The following is an 18,748-nucleotide window of genomic DNA, read 5'->3' on the forward strand; positions in this document are numbered from 1 at the left end:
AGTGTTAGCGGTATGAGTCGTTGGGCCGTAAAGAGGCTATTTTGCATGGGCTACGCTGGCCTCTGGCGCCCTTCTCTTCCGGTATCACCTCCTTATGAAAGCATTCCTTTTTGACCTCAACGGCACCATGATTCATGACATGGACTACCACACCAGCGCCTGGAAACACATTTTTAACCATGAGCTGGGTGGCAGTTTTAGCTGGGAGGAAGTAAAGCCCCAGATGTACGGCAAAAACCAGGAAGTACTGGTGCGCATGTTTGGCCCCGACCGATTTACGGAGCAAGAAATGGAGGAACTAGCCGTGCGCAAAGAGCAGCGCTACCAGCAGGAATTTCGGCCGCACCTGGCGCTGCTGCCAGGTTTGCAGGAGTTTCTGGAGCAGGCGCATGCGCGCGGCATTTTGCTGGCCATTGGCTCGGCGGCTATTCCGTTCAACATTGATTTTGTACTTGATGGCCTCGACATCAGGCGCTACTTCAGTGCCGTAGTTAGTGCCGATGACGTGACGCTTAGCAAGCCCCACCCCGAAACATTTCTGAAAGCCGCGGCCCAGCTGGGTGTGCCTCCCGAAGACTGTCTGGTGTTTGAAGATGTACCAAAAGGGGCTGAAGCCGCCCAGAATGCGGGCATGCACGCCGTTATCCTAACCACTACGCATCAGGCCGCCGAGTTTGAGCAGCTGCCTAACGTGCTGCACTTCGCCGCCGACTTCACCGATCCGTTTATGCGCACGTTGCTTCAGGACTAGGCCTGCTACCTCCGTAAACCTGCCGGCTAGCTGGGTGGTTGCTGAGGTGTACCGCCAGAGCGCGGCTCGTACTTTTTACTACCCTTACTTTCGCTATGAACCCTTCTTCTGGCCGCCGCATTTTTCAGGTGATTGATGGCAACAAAAAAGTGGTGGGTGATGGGTTCGACGTGACCAGCCCCATGCCGGGGCCGCGCATTCGGCAGCTCAGCCCGTTTCTGCTCATCGACCACACCGGCCCCATGGCCGTAACGCCCACCGAGGCACCCCTGGGCACGCCGCCGCACCCTCACCGCGGCTTCGAAACCGTAACCGTCGTGTATGAAGGCTACCTCGCCCACCGCGACACGGCGGGCCACAGCGGCACCCTGGGCCCCGGCGACGTGCAGTGGATGACGGCTGGCGCCGGCTTGCTGCACGAGGAGCGCCACGAGCGAGAATTTGCTCGCCGCGGCGGCACCCTGGAGTTGCTACAGTTGTGGGTAAACGTGCCCAAGAAGGATAAAATGGCCCCACCCCGCTACCAGAACATTCGGACCCAAAGCATACCTAGTGTGCCTACCGCTGATGGCCGCGGCAGCATTCGCGTAATTTCAGGTGTGTACGAGGGGGTAGCGGGTCCGGCGGAGGTGTTCTCACCTATCACGCTGCTGGATGTGCACCTGCCCGCCGGTACCGAGACCAGCTTGCAGCTACCGGCTGAGTATAACGTGGGCATTTATGTGGTGAAAGGCAGCATTACCCTTCATGGCAACCGCCCGGCCACCACCAAGCAACTCGTAGTATTTGGTTGGGACTCTCCGGACGTGCACCTCACCGCCACTGAAGACGCGGTTCTGCTGGTGCTGTCCGGCGCTCCTATTGAGGAGCCACTGGCTACCTACGGCCCCTTCGTGATGAATACCAACCAAGAGCTGGTACAAGCCATTGCCGACTTTGAAAGCGGAGGCATGGGCACGTTTCCGGAAGACGAATAACCAGCTTCCCGGAGCGCCGCCCTAGTCATTTTTGACAAGGTCAAGCATAACATAAAGTAACGCCGGTAAGTAAGCAAAAGGCGCCTGCGGGCTATCTACCTTACTTACCGGCGTTACTTTATGTTATGCGGCTACGCTTGATACTACTCTGGAGCCTAGGGGCCCTGCTACCCTACCTGGCCTCCGCCCAAACGAGTACCGGCCCCCAAGGCGAGCAGTTTGCCATGCGCGTGGTAGCTAAGCAGCTCAGCGACCCGTGGGAAATAACGTATGGCCCCGATAACTACCTGTGGGTTACGGAAGCGTGAGGTTACCGCGTCAGCCGTATTGATCCTGCCACCGGCACCCGCCATGTGTTGCTGGACCTGAGCAAAGCCCGGGAGTTTCCGCGCTATGATAAGATTCCGGACGAGGTAGATGGCGGCAAGCCCTGGCCCCAGGGCGGACTGATGGGCCTAGCCCTGCATCCGCAGTTGCTTACTGGTAAGCCTTACGTGTACCTGGCTTACATCTACCGGTTTGCAGGTGCTCAGGAACCGGGCAACGGCTGCGCGCCTAACTATGGCGGCTACTTCTTCACTACCCTCCTGGTACGCTACGAGTACGATGCCAAAGCCCAAACGCTGAACCGCCCCCAAGTGCTCAGCGACACTATTCCGGGCAGCAACGACCACAACGCCGGCCGCCTCCTGATTGCGCCGGTACAAGGCCGCGACTACCTGTTTTATAGCGTGGGCGATTTAGGAGCCGGTCAATTTGAAAACGGGGGGCGGCCTAACCACGCTCAAAACCCAACGTCGTACGAGGGCAAAGTGCTGCGCTTTCATCTGGAGCCCCAGGCAGAGGCTACCCCGGCGGGGCGCTGGATTCCGCACGACAACCCCTTCTCTCAGCAAGGCCCCAACGCCGTTTGGAGCCTAGGCCACCGCAACGCCCAAGGCCTGGCGTATGCGGTGGTAGGCGGTACCGGCCGGCTGTACTCCTCTGAGCACGGACCTTTCTCTGATGACGAAATCAACCTCGTGGAGCAAGGCAAAAACTATGGCCACCCCCTCGTGATTGGCCTGGCTGATGGCAACTATGATGGCCTAGCTGCCGCCGCCTCGGAGCACCCAAGCCTGCCGGGCCGCTGGCACACTACCTACCCCACCATTGGCAGCGAGAAGGCAGCTGCTACCCAGCTAGGCGCTGCGTACCGCAACCCCATTTTTTCGCTTTACCCGCTAAGCAACCAGTTCCTGACCACCATACTCACGCGCATACGCAACCAAGCTCCAGCCCAACCCACCTGGAACTCAGAAGCCCCAAGCAGCCTGGCCATGTATACTGCCACTACTATTCCGGGCTGGCAAAATTCCCTTCTGATTCCGACTCTGAAAAGGGGCAAGCTGATTCGGCTGAAACTACATGAGAATGGTACCGGCATTGCCTCCGATACACTGATGTATTTTAAAGCCCCTGTCCGCTACCGCGACCTAGCGCTTTCGCCGGATGGCACCCGCATTTACCTGGCCACCGACAGCGCATCCGTCACTTCCGGCCCCTCAGAGGAAGCACCCAAAGGTACCGTTTGCAAAGGATGCATTGTCGAGTTTCGGTATATGGGTGGAGGCTCGGCCACTACCCCTCCAATGCCCGCAAACCCCGCTATCAGTCCTGACAAAGCCTTGCAGGAGGTTACTACCCTAGTAAAACGCCTAAAGCCCCAGGATCAGCGCGTGAAACGGGCCGGCCTTCCGGCTGGGCAGCAGCCCCTCTTTGATCTGCTCCTGAAGCCTAACCTAACGCAGCAAGAAAAAGCCCGGGTACGCCAGCAGGCCACGGCACTGCTCACGGCACTTCGGCAGCAGTAGTTTTGGAATGCACGCCACCCAGCTAACTATCCGCAGCTAGTTTAAACTGGTTTGTGTTGTACGATACATGACATCGGTTCGAAGCACGTATTTCACGCCCTGCGTTACTTCACTTCCTTCGTGGTAGAGGCTATGCAGGAAAATCAGGGCCATACCTTGCTTAGGCTGAATTCGGAGGCCCCGGAACGTGGTGTCACCGCCCCCGAAATTATCGTTCAGATACACCATGAAGGTAAAGTAGCTGGCTTCTGTAGCGTTACGCACGTAGCTTTCGTCAAAGTGGCCCTTGAACTGGTGGCCGCGTTGGTAACGATAGAATCGGAACAGCTCGTTAAGACCAATAGCCGTGCTGTTGCCTAGCTGCTCGGGTACGAAGGGGCGAATTTTATTCCAGAGACTAGCAGCCAACTCTTCGCTGTTATAGAAGGCGCGGTTGTTATTGCGTACGCTGGTCATCACTTTGGACCCTCTGGCCGTATTTACTTTCGCTCGTTCGTACCCGAGGCCCTCACTACGTATGATGTAGTCGAGGCACTCTTTACGACTCAGGAAGTCTTCAACTGTGAATATGGTATCGGTTAGCTTGTTGTATTTCAATGAAGCGCAGTGTGTATCTGATTGATTGGCAAGCAATATAGTAGGTTCCTCATCCAGAACTACCCTATCACATGCGTACCCGCTTAATTCCTTCCAGCCAGGAGCCGCTACCCGTGATAGGCCTAGGCACGTGGCAAACCTTTGATGTTGGGAATGCGGTAGCACACCCCGGCCTACTCGAAACCCTCCAGGTATTGCAAGCGGCCGGCGGCAGCGTCATTGATTCATCACCGATGTACGGGCGGGCTGAGGCGGTAGTAGGCGAGCTGACAGCTCTGCTGCCCACGCAGAACGCATTCTTCTACGCCACCAAAGTCTGGACCCAGGGGCACGCGGTGGGCATCCGGCAAATGGAGGAATCCTTGCGCAAGCTGCGCCGCTCGCACCTCGACCTGATGCAGATTCATAACCTAGTAGATTGGCAAACGCACCTGCCTACGCTGCGCGAGTGGCAGGCGGCGGGCAAAGTTCGCTACCTCGGCATCACGCACTACACTGACTCTATGCACGCGGAGCTGGAGCACGTGCTGCGCACCGAGCGTTTTGACTTTGTGCAGTTTAACTACTCCGTCCTGGACCGCCATGCTGAGCAGCGCCTGCTCCCGGCCGCCGCCGACCTGGGGGTAGCAACGCTTATCAATCGGCCTTTCACGGAGGGCAACTTACTAGGCAAAGTGCGCCGCCATACCCTGCCGGAATGGGTCACCGAACTGGGCATCAGCAGCTGGCCGCAGTTTCTGCTCAAGTTCATTCTCTCGCATCCGGCCGTGACGTGCGTGATACCTGGCACCAGCAACCCTCAGCACCTTGCCGATAATCTACTTGCTGCGGAAGGCCCCATGCCAGACTCCGCTACGCGCGAGAAAATGGCGGCTTTTGTCCGGGCACTGTAATGCCCACTGTTTAGTTAGTATTCCGCGCGCTTCATATCCACTGAAGGGTACAAGGCAGCCAGCCTCATCCGGCTGCGCCAAGTGCTTTCCGAGAAAGTACCGGAAAGCCTATATATTCGGGCCTTTTGCTTTAGTCTCGGTCTATTTTTCAGGCTGCTTCTTTTATATCTACTTACCCATTTTCATCATTATCAGCATGCGCAAAGCACTTTTTCTAATGATCGGCCTAATAGTCGGTGGAAGTTCCTTATCCGGATGCCAGGACGATAAGCAGAACACTCCTACCCCTAGTACACCTCCTACCCCAGCGCCTAACACTATTGCGGCGGATGCAGTAACGCCGGCAACAGGCGCCAAGCTATCGGCCGCGTCCACTATCACTGCCACCCTCACATATGCCCTGGCCGAAAACCAGCGAACGGACTACATCTACTCCATCACAGCGCAGTTTGAAACCACTACGGCTGGCACCACCATTGGAACAGGCTCTAGTTCCACGGCGGTGCTTTCAGACCGGGCGGGCAAAACTAGCTTAACTATACCTCTCTCAGAGCTCTGGAAGGATACTCGGTTGAAGCACCCCGTTACGGTGTATTTTTATCTGCTTGCCAGAGCCCCTGGCAGCAGCACCAGCGAAGTAATTGCCAAAACCGGGGCGTACACGTACACCGAATAGACGTGGTTTTTCTGCGACAAATTCTTTTTAAGGCCTGGCCCACGCCAGGCCTTTTTGTGTAGCACATACAGTATTATCGACAACCTATACATCACTAAGCCAAACTATTATAGAGTTAAATACTACCTAGCGGCAGCAACCCGTACAGGTAAAATCAGGTACTTCTATCTATCATCTATCTATGGCTACGCTATGCTTCATTCTGATACCTTTTCGTATTCCTCGCGCCGGGACTTTGTGCGCACCTTGTCCTTAGGCCTTGGGGCAACGCTCGTGGGCGCTTCGGCGGTGGGGCAACCTCTTTCGTGGCTGGAGGAAATAAGCTACGGGCCAGCCAGCCGAGAGGCGTGGCAGACGGGCCGACAACTAGGCGTGGCATTGGTAGGCCTGGGCAAGTACAGCACGAGCCAGCTGGCGCCGGCCCTACAGGAAACCAAGCTGTGCAAGCTGGCCGGCATCGTGACGGGTACGCCCGCAAAAGCTGCTAGGTGGAAAAAGCAGTACAACCTGCCCGACAAGAACATCTACGATTACCAGACCTTCGATAGAATAGCCGACAACCCCGACATTGACATTGTGTACGTGGTGCTGCCCGTGGGTATGCATGCCGAGTTTGTGGAGCGCGCCGCGCGGGCCGGTAAGCACGTCATCTGCGAGAAGCCCATGGCCACTTCTGCCGAAGACTGCCGCCGCATGATTGAAGCGGTAAAGAAGGCCGGTAAAAAGCTTGGCATTGGGTACCGCCTCCACCACGAGCCTCACCACCAGGAAATGATGCGCCTAGGCCAGCGAGAGGTGCTAGGCCCCATCAAAAGCCTAGTGGCCGACAATGGGTTTCGCTTTACTAACGACACCCCCTGGCGCGTGAGCAAGAAGCTGGCTGGCGGCGGACCGCTCATGGATATGGGTATTTACTGCGTACAGGGCGTTATTTATACCAAAGGCCAGTTGCCCGTTTCCGTAACGGCCAAACTGGCGCCTAACCCCGACCCGAAAGGCTTGTTCAAGGAAGTAGAAGCCGGCGTAAACTGGCAAATGCAGTTTGCCGATGGCGCCGTGGCCGAGTGCCGCACCAGCTACGCCGAAAACCTAAACAGCCGCCTGCACGCCGAAGCTGCCAAAGGCTGGATGGAACTGCGGCCAGCTTTTGGCTATGGAGGCCTGGAAGGGCGCACCAGCCAAGGCCCCATGAACCTGCCCAACGTGCCCCAACAGGCTCGCCAAATGGATGAGTTTGCCGACTGCGTGCTCAACAACAAAGTCACCCGCGTGCCCGGCGAAATGGGCCTGCGCGACGTGCAGATTCTGGAAGCCATTTACCGCGCCGCCGAAACTGGCCAGAAGGTATCGACCAAGGATGTGGTGGCCGTACTAGACCAAGCCAGCGGCCGCTAGCCGGTTGCTACCCCTGGCTGCGGGCTAAACCCCTACCCCAAAACAGCCAAGGCCCCCGTATGTGCAGGAGCCTTGGCTGTTTTAGGTTCGAAGCAGGTGTAACCCTAGTCGGCGTTGCCGGTGGCGCCGTCGTCGGTGAAGTTGGCGGCGTTTTTAGGGTTGTGCTCGGTGTAGCTGGCTACCTCGTTGGTCAGGGCCACATCTACATCGGCGGCAGCGCCTTTTTTCGTTTTGCCAGGAGCGCCCTTTGCAGCAGTTTTCTTCAGGTCTGGGGCGGCCGCCTTACTGCTCTTCGATTTGGTAGCCGCCAGGTAAATGCCCGTAGCTACCGCGGCCACGCCGGCCCCAATAAGAGCTAGTTTACCCGGTGCCACTTTCTTGCTAACCTTAACTTTTTTGCCAGTTGCTGGCTTGCCAGCCGTTGTCTTGCTTGCTGCTGATTTCTTTTGCTTAGCCATGAGATAGGAAGAGGTAGGTGAGGATGCGGATTGACAGGAAAGAGTAGTTGCCCTGCTAGCCTGCTGTACGCAGCAAACCCAAACCAGGTGACCACAGGCCCTACTTTTCTAGGGCTTGGTGGGGCTTACCGGGTACTTTTCAAACAAAGTGGCAATACCCTCATTGATGCGGGAAGCTAGTTTTTCGGGGTCTTTGGAAAGCGTGCTGGCGGCCACACCCTGCCAGATTCGCTCGTTGCGGGCCGCATCTACAATGTCCACGGTGGCGGTGCCCTCCTGGTACGTCCCGACGGGTACCTGCTGGCTTTGCCAATGGTAGCGGCGCTGTCCTATGTAGCGCGGCGCCTCCCGAATGTTGGTTTCGCGCGTTTGCACTTTCTGCTCCGTTACTACCCCAATATTTACCCACAAGTCTGGCGAGTCGGCGCGCTGGTAGCCGCGGCTTTCCATCTCGCGGGCCACGGCTTGCTTCAGCTCATTTACCCCTAGGGCGCCCCCGGCAAAAAAGGCCTCGTTCCGGGCCGAAACATCCATGAAATTATACGTTTTGTAGGCCGTGAAATTCACGCCCGGTGTTTGGGTAGTTGATTCTACCCGAACCGGGGAGCAGGCGGCCGTGGCCACCCCTAGCGCAAGCACGAAAAAAAGCGTTTTCATAAGCATAAAGTAGAATGTGGCAGCGCGGGTAAGCAGGACTTTAGCCAGCCCCTAGGGCTAGTGAAATCACCGCCAGAATCCGCCCCACCAGATGCGGACAAAGAGTGGCTAACAACTCAGCTACTGCAGAGAGCAGCCAATAGGTATACGCGCCGGCCGGCCTAAGCGCTGCCCCATGCTGCGTTCTGCCTAATACCGCCCATCTTTGCGGCCTTCGTGCTACTATTTTCGCCTCATGACGTTAACCTGGACTACCAAACCCTTTTCTGCTCTTACGCTGGCGGAACTGTATGCCCTGCTGCAACTTCGCTCGGAGGTATTTGTGGTGGAGCAAACCTGCGCTTTTCAGGACATTGATGGGCAGGACCAAGCGGCACATCACTTGCTAGGGTTTACCGAGGCAGGTGAGCTAGCGGCGTACTCCCGCCTGTTTGGGGCCGGCATCAGCTACCCCGAGGCCAGCATCGGGCGGGTGGTGGTAAGCCCCAAATTCCGGCGCTACGGGCTGGGCCAAGAGCTGCTGCGGCAATCTATTGCGGCGGTTGCCGAGCTATTTGGCGAGCAGCCCATCCAGATTGGGGCCCAGCTGTATTTGCAGGCTTTTTATGAAAGCTTCGGCTTCCGGCAGGTGGGCGAAGGCTACCTAGAAGACGATATTCCGCACATCCACATGATTCGCGCCTAGGTTTCTTGCAGCGCTAAACCGCTGGGGCCAGCATCATTCTGGCCCTACCTTTGTACGGTTCAGTTTATCGTATTTTACGCCACCACCTCGCACAGTGCCGGCCGTCTTTTCGGCTAGTTTAGTAATAAGCATTACGTTTTACTGTTCCGCTGTAGCGGCGGGCTCGCCTAGTAGCAAGCGTTTTATACCTGCTCTTTCATCACATCATGCCTACTCCCGAATTTCCGGTTAACTACCAGAAGTTGTTTCATGCCCTCTCCGACAACTTTCTGCTGATTGCGCCGAATGCTGACGCAACCATTCTTGATAACACCAACAGCCACGAGCGGGTCTCGATGAAAAGCCGGGAGGAGGCGGTAGGCAAACCCTTTTTTGAGGCCTATCCAGCCTCCGATGAGGAGTCGGCCCGCATCATTCGGGAGTCGCATGAGCACGTGCGCCTGTACCGGGAGCCACATACTATGCCTCTAATTCGTTATGACCTGGAGCGCCCCAGCGAGCAGGGAGGCGGCTTAGAAGAGCGGTACTGGGAGGCTACGCACTACCCCGTTCTGGACGAGCAAGGCCAACTGGAGTTTATTCTACAGCGCACCCAGGACGTGACCGAGCGGTATCGGGCGGAACTGCTCAGCGAGCAAACCCGGCTTGAACTAGCGCGGCAGCAGGAGCGCACCAACTTTATCTTGGAGTCGTTGCCCGTGATGATCTGGACGGCTTCTCCCGATGGGCAGCGCGATTTCTTTAACTCCCGTTGGTTGCAGTTTACGGGCAGCACGCTAGGCCAGCAAACCGGTGAGCAGTGGCTGCAGCAAATTCACCCCGATGACCAGCAGCGGATACTGGGCCTGTGGCACGAAAGCGTACGCACCGGCAACCCCTACCAGGCCGAGTACCGCCTGCGCCGCCACGATGGGCAGTACCGCTGGATTCTGATGCGCGGCCAGCCCCACCGCAACTCCCAAGGCCACATTACCATGTGGGTAGGCGGCGGCACCGACATTCAGGACCAGAAGCAGATGGTGCAGGAGCTGCTGGAGCAAAACGAGCAGCAGGCCATCCTCTCTGATCAGGCGTACCAGGCGTTTCAGCAGGTGCAAAAGCAGCGCGAAACGTTCTATAACCTGTTCATCCAGACGCCGGCCCTGATCTGCATTCTGCGCGGGCCGGAGCACCGCTTTGAGTTCGTGAACCCGCCGTATCAGCAGCTGTTCCCCAACCGTGAGCTAGTAGGCAAAACTGTGCAAGAGGCCCTGCCCGAAGTTATTGAACAAGGCTTTATAGAGTTGCTGGATGGCGTGTACAACACGGGCCAGACCTTCGAGGGCAAGGAAGTAGAAATTATGCTCGACCAGGATGGCAGCGGCAACTTGCAGCGACACTACCTCAACTTTACCTATCAACTCTTTCAGGAAAACGGACACAAGGCGGGCATCACTGTGTTTGCCTTCGATGTTACGGATTTGGTGTTATCCCGCCAGGCTATTGAGAAACTGAATTCTGATGCTCGCTAGGCCGAATACTTGTTCTGCTTTCGGGCGCTTATTTCAGTTAGTATGGAGTTAACCAACCTTGATTTTCAACAGGCTCGCATCAAGCAGGTGCTGTTTAAGTCGCGGCTGCGCTCCATTCTTTATGGAGTTCGGGAGCCCGACCCAACCATGTTTTCCATGCGCGAAAACCCGTTGGGCGAATGGCTGTACGCGGTGCTAAAGCCGCAGTATGGCGCCACCTTGTTTGTGCAGCAGCTGGAGCAGGAGTTGCAGCGCATGCTCGATACCAGTCGCGAGCTGGTGCAACAATACCAACGCGGCCAGCTAGAGGAATCCCGCTCGGGCTTGGAGCGCCTCGATGCGCATGCCGCCCGCATTGAAAGTTTGCTTAAGCAGCTAGAGCAAGCATCCGCAGGCTAGGCCTCAACGGTAGGCCAGCCGCCAGATAGTGTGACGATTTTATAGAATGAGAGTTATTTTCTTGCTGCTGTTGTGGGCAGCCGCGTTATCTGCTTTTGGGCAACAACAGCCTCATTCCATTTTCCTGCAGGTACTGGCTCCCCGGGGCGTCAATGCCTTAGGTGAGGCATTTGATGGGGCACCGGTACGCCAGCTGGTAGCCGACCAACTTACCCGTATGGGCTACCGCGTAGTACACGACCGCCAGGAGTTTGCGCAGCTGGCCGCCCAGCAGTATTCTGACTTCATTTATGCAGATGTGCTGTGCATCGGTCCGGCTACTACTACGCCCAGCGTTAAGCTCATAATCCGCGACAGTCTCAATAACGTGTGGTACCGCTACAGCGAGGATCGGATTGGTCTTTCTATGGGAATTGCCGGCACCAGCCTTACAGCCACCAAGCACCTAGTACGCGTACTGCCGGCCACCTTTACCCCTCGCAGGTTTATTACCTCAATAGACGAACAACGCGGGCCTCATTTTTTAAGCTACGGCAAAATTGAGTTTAGCGCCTTTCTGGAAGAAGCACTTGCACAGCCGGAACTACGTCGAAAAATTAAGCCTGAAGGGTTTCGGGCAGAGCTGCAGATAGACTCCTTGGGCTTTGCTTCGTTGCAACAGGTACTGCTTCCTACTACCCTCACCCAAACAGAAACCACGTTTCTGCAAAACCTGATTCTGGCCTCGCCCCGCTGGCGGCCAGCCTACACGCAGGGCAAGCGCACAGCTACTACCCTCACCTTTAGCTGGAGCAGAACCAAGTAAGCTGGCGCAGGTACGGGCGCGGCTGCGTATTTTGGGCCGATGAAACAACTGCCCCTCCTGCTGGCAGCCGGCATACTGCTTGCCGGCTCCACTTCTGCCCAAACCACTCAAACCACTTCCCCCGTCCCGAAACGCGTAGCCAAGGCCCTGACCAAGGTGAAGCCCGACGATATAAAAGCGCACATTCAGTACCTAGCCGATGACCGACTGCTGGGCCGCAAGCCGGGCACGCCGGGCTACCAACTGGCCGTCGACTACGTAACCAATCAGCTTAAAAGCTTTGGCGTGCAGCCGGCCGGCGAGGAGGGCAGCTTTACCCAGCGCGTGCGCCTGCGCCGCGCCACTACCAGCCCGGGCGCTACCGTCACGCACCAGCCGGCGGCCGGCAGCACGGCCTTAGCTCCCTCCGATGTTCACCTCTACCCCCACCCCGAAAAGCCCAGCACCAGCCTGGCCGCTTCGGGGTTAGCGTTTGCTGGCTATGGGATTTCGGCCCCCGACCAGGGCTACGACGACTACCAGGGCCTTGATGTGAAAGGCAAGGTAGTAGTGATTGTGCGCGGAGCTCCTCGCAGCTTCCCCAGCACTGTGGCTGCTGCCAGCCAAGACCAAACGCTGCTGGTGCAAACCGCCGCCCGCCACGGCGCAGTTGGTGTGCTGTTCTCTTCCATGAAGCCCCCCACGACGGCGGCCGCTACTGCCGGCAGCCGGCCTATAACTACCACTAGTGTACTAGGCACTGATGGCCGCGTAGCCGCGGCGCGCGGTTTTATCAGTGGCTCGGGCATTGAGCTGACGGGCACCGTATCAGTGGCCGGCCTACAAACACTGCTGCGTAGCGTGGCGTCCGATACGGCCCGCGTATTTGGTAGCCTGCGCCAAGGTAAGCCGGCTCCGGTGGCCTTGGGTGGCACGTTGCAGGCCAGCTGGCAATCTAGCTACCAAGACTTTGAAAGTTACAATGTGGTTGGCAAAATTCCGGGCTCCGATGCCAAGCTCCGCGAGGAGTACGTGGTGCACTCGGCCCATCTCGACCACCTAGGCGTGGGCACTCCCGTGAAAGGCGACTCTATCTACAACGGCGCCCACGATAACGCTTCTGGCGTAGCCTCTGTGCTGGAAATTGCCCGGCTGTATTCGCGCCTGAAGGAGAAACCCAAGCGGAGCATTTTGCTGGTGTTGCAAACCGGCGAAGAGCTGGGGCTCCTAGGCTCAGCCTACTTTGCAGCCCGCCCTACGGTAGCAAAATCGGCTATTGTGGCCGATGTAAACACCGATATGCCCACCATTATTGCGCCCCTGCTTTCGGTGGTGCCACTGGGGGCCAAACACTCCACCTTGGCCCAACCCGTGGCCGAAGCCGCGCGCTACCTCAACCTGACGGTGGAAGAAGACCCGGAGCCCGACCAGAACCGCTTTATCCGCTCCGACCAGTACAGCTTCGTGGCGCAGGGCATTCCGGCCCTGCACATCAAGTACGGCAACCGCACCGCCGATGGCAAAAACAACCTCAGCGAGCAGGTACAGAAGTGGCGCGCCCTCACCTACCACAAGCCCCAGGATGACATCAACGGCACGTTTGACTTTGAAGCAGGCCAGAAATACGTGCAGCTTAACTTCCTGATTGGCTACCTGGTAGCTCAAAACCCGCAGCGCCCCACCTGGAACCCCGGCGACTTTTTTGGGCAGCGGTTTGCGCAGCAGCCCTAGCTAGTACGCCAGGTAAGTAAGCAGTCAAAAGTAGTGGCTGGCCAAACAGACAAGTTGTTCTGTTTGGCCAGCCATTTTTCCTATCTGAATTCCATATATATTTCCGAATATTACCCGCTCAACTGCCGTGCTTCCTGGTAGCCATCCGTACTGCTTGCAGTAGGGTTATTCTTAGGGTAGCCCTGGCCTGTTCACATCATCTATGCTTGCTTTATGATTATTTACGGTTCCAAAGCTTCTTACCGAGCCGGTGGCCGGCACCTGCAGCCATTGTGCTACTCCTGACAGTTTGCGCGTCAGCGTATTTGGACGCTATGCGCACGTCTACTGGATTCCGTTGTTCCCGATTGGCAAGACCGGCGCCTCGGAGTGTGGCCACTGCCGGCAGGTGCTGGAGCCCAAACAGATGGAACCAAGCCTGAAACAGGCTTTTGAGGGCGTGAAGCAAAATGCTAAAGTGCCGCTGTGGCACTTTGCCGGGTTGGGCTTGGTAGTGTTAATCGTGGGCTGGGGCCTAGTGGTGGGCAGCAAAAACCGGGAGCAAAATCAAACGCTTATTACGGCCCCGCACAAAGGCGACCTGTACCACATCCGGACCGAAAACGGCCATTACTCCCTAATGAAGGTGCACGAGGTGGCCGGCAACAGCGTAAAGCTGCTGGCCAATAACTACGAAATGGAAAACGAAACCAACGTGGAGGAGCTCAACAAGCCCGAGAACTTTGCCGCCGACCCCGTTGAGCTTACCCGCTACGATCTGAAGATTATGCTGGAGAAAGAGGAAATTGTGGACGTAGAACGCGAGTAACCTTTAGTGCTTTAGGCAGTTCTCTGGTACTACCCCTTCAGGGCCCGCCAACCGTTTGGCGGGCCTTTTTAGTGGTCCTGAAAGTCGCCCCACTCGGCCAGTGCCTCTTGGTGTTCCTGCGTTATCTGCCTCCGGATGGCCGCATCAGGACCTGAGCACCGCACAATGGCCGTGCCTTGCTCCCGCGCGTATGGGTTCCGGACTTCGTCAAAACGGCAAAACTCCTGGAAGTGCGCTTGCAAGTCATCGGGCTCGTCGTCGATGATAAGGATGTGCTGCCAGGTTTGCACAGCGGCCGCCGGAAACCAAAACAGGTAACTGCCATTGAAGCTCTGGGCTGACGGCATAGGCCGGCTTCGGTTAAAGTAGTTGATGGCGCCGGCCTGCCCGTAATTGGCCGTCAGGATGAGGGTGTGGGCGCGGGTAGCAGCGGGTAGGCTTTGGTAGGCCTGCCAGGTTTTGTCGGCCATTTCCTGCCAGCCCTGCATGTCGGCATAGTCCTGAGGTAGTGGGTGGTCGCGGCCATCTTCCCAGCGCAACAAACCAAGGTCGCGGTACTTCTTACCAAGCTCCACCATGCGGCCCGGTGAGTACAGCGTAAACAGAAACGGCAGCACCGGAATACTGGCCAGAAACGGAACTACCAGAAACACGGGCCGCAGCACTGCGGCCACGCGGGGCACACGCTGAAGCTGGTGCTCCCACCACACCGCGCCCGCCGCAAACAGAATGGGGTAGTAGCCCAGGGCGTAGTAGCTTTTGCCGTGCAGCACCGTCAATATCAACAGCCCGGTACAGTACACAATGCCCACTGCCTGGTAGGGCCGCAGCCGCTGGCTTAGCAGCAATGCCCCGATGCCTGCCAGCCACACCAGCAACGTTGGGAAACACATCAGCATCTGGTCTTTCCAGAAATCGCCTACGGATACATTTACTAGCTGGCTTTCCTGTAGCAACTGCATGTGGTGCAGAAACGGAATGTCGTGGGTAAGCTGCCACACCAGATTGGGAAGCCAGAGCAGCAACGCTAGGCCCGCACCTCCCCAAAATGCGCGCGTGGCCAGCACGCGCCGCAGTGGAGTTGCCAGAATTCCAACCCCTAGCGCCGCAATAAAGAACAGTGTCGTGTACTTGTTTAGCAGCGCCAGTCCTAACACCAAGCCTACGCTATAGAGGTAGCGCGCCGCCGACCGCTCCTGAAAGCAAATTAGCAAGTAGCATACCAGCGTAAAGGCAAAACATTCGAAGGAATTGGGCTGAAACAGGAAGTTGACTCGTGAAAACGCACTGTTGAGGTAGCAGACTCCCGCCAGTAGCACCGCCCAGGTACCGCCCCCCATGCGCTGCACGGCCCGCGCCACCACATATATGGTCAGGCTACCCCACAGAATAGGCCAGAACTTCACCCAAAACCAGCCACCACCCAGGGCCAGGGTAATCCAGCTTTGCAGCGCAGTAAGCGGGGGCACCTCTAGGTAGCCCCAGGCCAAATGGTGGCCGTAGTTGAGGTACAGGTACTCGTCGCGGTGTAGTTCGTAGGCGTGGCTGGCCAGCAGGTAGCTAGTGGCAAATTTGATGAGCGCCAGTAGCAACGGAAGGAAGCGGGAAGATTTCACGCCTCAATATAGGATTTACTGCATATGCAGCTCGAAATACTTATGCTGCCTCAACAGCAGTAGACGGCGGCTATTACATTTTCTGCCAGTACTACTTACTCAAAGCGGTATAAGTGCTCAGGTTGCTCAAACGTAAAAGGCCAATACGTGTGTCAGTTCGGCACCAGACCCACGTGTTCTGATAGGGTCGAGGCTTCAAGATAGCATCCCTACAGTTCTTCCGGCAGCCTGATTCCGTCGAGGTAGTCGCGCAGGCCGGCCGGGTGCTGAAACAGATGAATGAAGAGAATACGCTCCTCGTCCCACTCACACCATTCCTCCGCATAGAAGTCGCCGGCTGCAAACAGGCGCAGGCGGAAACTGTCCTGGCGGCGCTCGGCCAGCAGGTGGCCGTGCTGGCGTAGGTGCTCAGCCTGGCGGTACATGTGCAGCTGTTTAAATTCGGCGTATTTCATGAGCGGCTTCCATAACCCGAAGGTACACCCCAGCGGTTCCGATGTAGCGAAAAGGTGAATGACCAAGCCAGAGCGTACTAGGCCCCAGCACACCAGCAAGCGCTTTCATGCCTTCCTCGTCTCACAATTTCACCATCTTCGCGGCATGAAATCGATTCGCTTTCCGCACCCGCTAGTGTTGCTGGTGGGGTTTATCCTGCTGGCATGTGCCCTCAGCTACGTACTGCCCGCCGGCCTGTTTGAGCGCCACGCCGATGCTGCTACCGGCCGCGAGGTAGTAGTGGCCGGCTCTTACCACCGCGTGCCTGCCTCACCCGTCAGCCCCCTGCAAGCCATTGTCGATATCCCGAAAGGACTGGTAGATGCGGCCTCGGTTATTTTTCTGGTGTTTCTGGCCGGCGGTGCCTTCACGGTAGTTGACCTGACCGGTGCATTGCGCCAGGGCGTCGACTGGCTGCTCAACAAGTTTCGGAGCCGCGAGGCCATCGTGATTCCCATTATCTCGGTGCTGTTTGCCACCATGGGCGCGCTAGAGAATATGCAGGAAGAAATCGTGCCTTTGGTGCCGGTGCTGCTGATTCTGATGCGCCGCATTGGCTACCCTACCCTTACGGCTGCGGCGGTTAGTATTGGCTCGGCGGCAGTTGGTGCAGCATTCAGCCCCTTAAACCCGTTTCAGGTGGGCATTGCCCAAAAACTGGCGCAACTGCCCCTGCTTTCGGGTGGTGCCTTCCGGATGGTGTTTCTGGTGCTGGCCCTGGCCATCTGGATTGGTGGCACCGTGCGCTACGCCGTGCGTCATCGCCTAGCCCCCGAAACTGCTGAAACCTCCGAACCCGGGGCCGCTGCTCAGGGCCGCAACCACGCCGTGGTACTGGCGTTGCTGTTTGGGGGGTTTGCCTTCTTTGCCTACGGAGTACTGCAGCTAGGCTGGGAGTTCGAGCAGATGGCCGCCTTGTTCTTTGCGTTGGGGGTAGTGGCGGGCCTAGTAGGTGGGCTGGGCCTTACGGGCACGGCCGAGGGCTTTATTGCCGGCTTTCGCGACATTGCCTTTTCGGCCCTGCTGATTGGGTTTGCCCGGGCCATCTTTGTAGTGCTGGAGCAGGGCCAAATCGTCGATACCATCGTCAACAGCATGTCGGCGCCGCTGGCCGGGCTGCCCGCCTGGGTCGCGGCCCTGGGCATGATGGGTGTACACACCGCTTTGCACTTGCCCGTGCCCAGCGTGAGCGGCCAGGCCGTCCTGACCATGCCGCTGCTGGTGCCCCTCTCCGACCTCATTGGCCTTTCGAGGCAGGTTACGGTGCTGGCCTACCAATACGGTGCTGGCCTCTGCGAGCTTATCACGCCCACCAATGGCGCCCTCATGGCTATTGTGGCCGCTTGCGGCGTGCGCTTTGATGAGTGGTGGAAGTTTGCGCTCCCCCTCTACCTAGCGTTGCTGCTACTAGGAGCCGTGGCCGTAGTAGTGGGCATTGCCATCGGGGTGTAGCCTGGCATCTGACCTAGGCGCCCACCAGCGCAAGAGGCCGCGAATCACGTGATTCGCGGCCTCTTGCGTTGAGCCCAACGGCGTTACACAAATTGTAACTCCTCAGCCTCAAATACACGCTTGAGCTTGCGTTTCTTCTCCACAATCTGAAAACGGGCTTTATCGGCGGCTTCATCCCAGTATACATCTGAAATCTGGCCCTGATGCGGCGGCTGGCCCGGGGCGGGGTTTACTTCCTGCACTAGGTCGCCAAAGCTGAACGGAGGCTTGCCATACAACTCCTTGAACAGTTCCCGGCTGACTTTAAACTGCTGCTCATCATAGCGGAGCAAGATCCAGTCGTCGGTTTCGTCGATTTTCTCGAATAGTTTGCCCACCGGTTCCAGCCACTCAAAGGTGCGGCGGTTGGCAGGATGAATGTAGCTCAGCCCGTAGTCGGGCGTCCAGGAATACAGGCCGTAAATGACAGGTTTGGGACGAGGCACGAGGCAAAAAAGTAGAGGTACTACAACAGGTAATCAGCTAAAATCCGAAGCAACGGCCCCACATAGGCAAAGTCAACATAAAGGCCTTCAGCTGGCACTAGGCCCAATTTCAAGGCGCTGGCAAGTGATTTACCAGGGGCAATTTCCGGATTTTAGATATAACTACCCACATGGGCTCTTCGTTCATCGAGGGCTAGTAGTTTCATGTTAAGAAAGTGCCTGGCTATTGGTAGCCGCTACCGGATAGCAGAAAGCAGCCGAAGGTAAACCACTAGCTGCCATAGCCCCGGCAGATATAGGTTAGGCAGTACCTGAAAAGTGCTATTAATCATCTGTGAACATCCTGCGGAGCAGTTGGCGCATCAGGCCAGCAGCCGAAGCATGTTGCTTGACTGATGTTGACTAACACCCCCAACCATGCGATGAGATGCATTGACTCCGCTCAGCAGAACGTGCAGGAGCAGTCGGATACTACATAAGGAGCATGTGCTCCTGAAATTTCAGTAGAAAGCGTGTGTAGGCTTC

At 57.3% G+C, this 18,748-nt stretch carries 20 protein-coding genes; 14 read left to right on the forward strand and 6 right to left on the reverse strand.

Annotated elements, in window-relative coordinates; all coding sequences use genetic code 11:
• Positions 1–94: 94 nt before the first annotated feature.
• The 4 genes from ACYVHC_RS15605 (at position 95) to ACYVHC_RS15620 (ending at position 3,581) form a co-directional block, all read left to right on the forward strand.
• Complete coding sequence (locus tag ACYVHC_RS15605) at positions 95–751, forward strand: HAD family hydrolase (RefSeq protein WP_460614710.1); 657 nt, start codon at positions 95–97, stop codon at positions 749–751.
• Between the two features lie 95 nt (positions 752–846).
• The gene (locus ACYVHC_RS15610) at positions 847–1,728 is read left to right on the forward strand and encodes a pirin family protein (RefSeq protein ID WP_460614711.1); all 882 of its coding nucleotides are present in this window, start codon (positions 847–849) and stop codon (positions 1,726–1,728) included.
• 125 nt (positions 1,729–1,853) lie between these two features.
• Positions 1,854–2,036, forward strand: a complete 183-nt coding sequence (locus ACYVHC_RS15615) for a hypothetical protein (protein ID WP_460614712.1) — start codon at positions 1,854–1,856, stop codon at positions 2,034–2,036.
• A gap of 45 nt (positions 2,037–2,081) precedes the next feature.
• A complete protein-coding gene (locus ACYVHC_RS15620) occupies positions 2,082–3,581 on the forward strand; it encodes a PQQ-dependent sugar dehydrogenase (RefSeq protein ID WP_460614713.1) in 1,500 nt (499 codons plus the stop codon).
• A gap of 36 nt (positions 3,582–3,617) precedes the next feature.
• On the opposite strand, the gene ACYVHC_RS15625 is transcribed toward ACYVHC_RS15620, so the two are convergent.
• The gene (locus tag ACYVHC_RS15625; RefSeq protein ID WP_460614714.1) at positions 3,618–4,178 is read right to left on the reverse strand and encodes a prolyl hydroxylase family protein; all 561 of its coding nucleotides are present in this window, start codon (positions 4,176–4,178) and stop codon (positions 3,618–3,620) included.
• Positions 4,179–4,249: 71 nt separating this feature from the next.
• On the opposite strand from ACYVHC_RS15625, the gene ACYVHC_RS15630 reads away from it, so the two are divergent.
• The 3 genes from ACYVHC_RS15630 (at position 4,250) to ACYVHC_RS15640 (ending at position 7,142) form a co-directional block, all read left to right on the forward strand.
• Complete coding sequence (locus ACYVHC_RS15630; RefSeq protein ID WP_460614715.1) at positions 4,250–5,071, forward strand: aldo/keto reductase; 822 nt, start codon at positions 4,250–4,252, stop codon at positions 5,069–5,071.
• Positions 5,072–5,288: 217 nt separating this feature from the next.
• Positions 5,289–5,747, forward strand: coding sequence for a hypothetical protein (locus ACYVHC_RS15635; RefSeq protein WP_460614716.1), 459 nt, complete (start codon positions 5,289–5,291; stop codon positions 5,745–5,747).
• A gap of 192 nt (positions 5,748–5,939) precedes the next feature.
• Positions 5,940–7,142, forward strand: a complete 1,203-nt coding sequence (locus tag ACYVHC_RS15640) for a Gfo/Idh/MocA family protein (protein WP_460614717.1) — start codon at positions 5,940–5,942, stop codon at positions 7,140–7,142.
• A gap of 104 nt (positions 7,143–7,246) precedes the next feature.
• Here the strand turns inward: ACYVHC_RS15640 and ACYVHC_RS15645 are convergent, their stop codons facing one another.
• Together ACYVHC_RS15645 and ACYVHC_RS15650 are read right to left on the reverse strand one after the other, a co-directional pair.
• Positions 7,247–7,600: a hypothetical protein gene (locus ACYVHC_RS15645; protein ID WP_460614718.1), complete on the reverse strand. Its 354-nt coding sequence runs from the start codon at positions 7,598–7,600 to the stop codon at positions 7,247–7,249.
• A 108-nt stretch (positions 7,601–7,708) separates the two neighbouring features.
• Positions 7,709–8,257, reverse strand: coding sequence for a DUF4136 domain-containing protein (locus tag ACYVHC_RS15650; protein ID WP_460614719.1), 549 nt, complete (start codon positions 8,255–8,257; stop codon positions 7,709–7,711).
• A 235-nt stretch (positions 8,258–8,492) separates the two neighbouring features.
• Between ACYVHC_RS15650 and ACYVHC_RS15655 the strand changes: the two genes are divergently transcribed.
• The 6 genes from ACYVHC_RS15655 (at position 8,493) to ACYVHC_RS15680 (ending at position 14,175) form a co-directional block, all read left to right on the forward strand.
• Positions 8,493–8,942 carry a GNAT family N-acetyltransferase gene (locus ACYVHC_RS15655; RefSeq protein WP_460614720.1) on the forward strand — a complete coding sequence of 150 codons (450 nt, stop codon included), beginning with the start codon at positions 8,493–8,495 and terminating at the stop codon, positions 8,940–8,942.
• 206 nt (positions 8,943–9,148) lie between these two features.
• A complete protein-coding gene (locus ACYVHC_RS15660) occupies positions 9,149–10,453 on the forward strand; it encodes a PAS domain-containing protein (RefSeq protein WP_460614721.1) in 1,305 nt (434 codons plus the stop codon).
• 42 nt (positions 10,454–10,495) lie between these two features.
• Positions 10,496–10,852 (forward strand): hypothetical protein, encoded by a 357-nt coding sequence (locus ACYVHC_RS15665; RefSeq protein WP_460614722.1) that lies wholly within the window; start codon positions 10,496–10,498, stop codon positions 10,850–10,852.
• A 46-nt stretch (positions 10,853–10,898) separates the two neighbouring features.
• Positions 10,899–11,657 (forward strand): hypothetical protein, encoded by a 759-nt coding sequence (locus ACYVHC_RS15670; RefSeq protein WP_460614723.1) that lies wholly within the window; start codon positions 10,899–10,901, stop codon positions 11,655–11,657.
• 39 nt (positions 11,658–11,696) lie between these two features.
• The gene (locus ACYVHC_RS15675; RefSeq protein ID WP_460614724.1) at positions 11,697–13,367 is read left to right on the forward strand and encodes a M28 family peptidase; all 1,671 of its coding nucleotides are present in this window, start codon (positions 11,697–11,699) and stop codon (positions 13,365–13,367) included.
• A 289-nt stretch (positions 13,368–13,656) separates the two neighbouring features.
• Positions 13,657–14,175, forward strand: a complete 519-nt coding sequence (locus ACYVHC_RS15680) for a hypothetical protein (protein ID WP_460614725.1) — start codon at positions 13,657–13,659, stop codon at positions 14,173–14,175.
• A 68-nt stretch (positions 14,176–14,243) separates the two neighbouring features.
• Here ACYVHC_RS15680 and ACYVHC_RS15685 read toward each other — a convergent pair whose 3' ends face one another.
• Together ACYVHC_RS15685 and ACYVHC_RS15690 are read right to left on the reverse strand one after the other, a co-directional pair.
• A complete protein-coding gene (locus ACYVHC_RS15685) occupies positions 14,244–15,791 on the reverse strand; it encodes a glycosyltransferase family 39 protein (RefSeq protein WP_460614726.1) in 1,548 nt (515 codons plus the stop codon).
• 209 nt (positions 15,792–16,000) lie between these two features.
• On the reverse strand, positions 16,001–16,246 hold the full coding sequence (locus ACYVHC_RS15690) for a hypothetical protein (RefSeq protein WP_460614727.1): 246 nt from the start codon (positions 16,244–16,246) through the stop codon (positions 16,001–16,003).
• A 145-nt stretch (positions 16,247–16,391) separates the two neighbouring features.
• On the opposite strand from ACYVHC_RS15690, the gene ACYVHC_RS15695 reads away from it, so the two are divergent.
• Positions 16,392–17,738, forward strand: a complete 1,347-nt coding sequence (locus ACYVHC_RS15695) for a YfcC family protein (RefSeq protein WP_460614728.1) — start codon at positions 16,392–16,394, stop codon at positions 17,736–17,738.
• Between the two features lie 83 nt (positions 17,739–17,821).
• Here the strand turns inward: ACYVHC_RS15695 and ACYVHC_RS15700 are convergent, their stop codons facing one another.
• Positions 17,822–18,223 (reverse strand): DUF6960 family protein, encoded by a 402-nt coding sequence (locus ACYVHC_RS15700; protein ID WP_460614729.1) that lies wholly within the window; start codon positions 18,221–18,223, stop codon positions 17,822–17,824.
• Positions 18,224–18,748 lie beyond the last annotated feature (525 nt).

It is taken from the genome of Hymenobacter seoulensis (genome assembly GCF_054780535.1).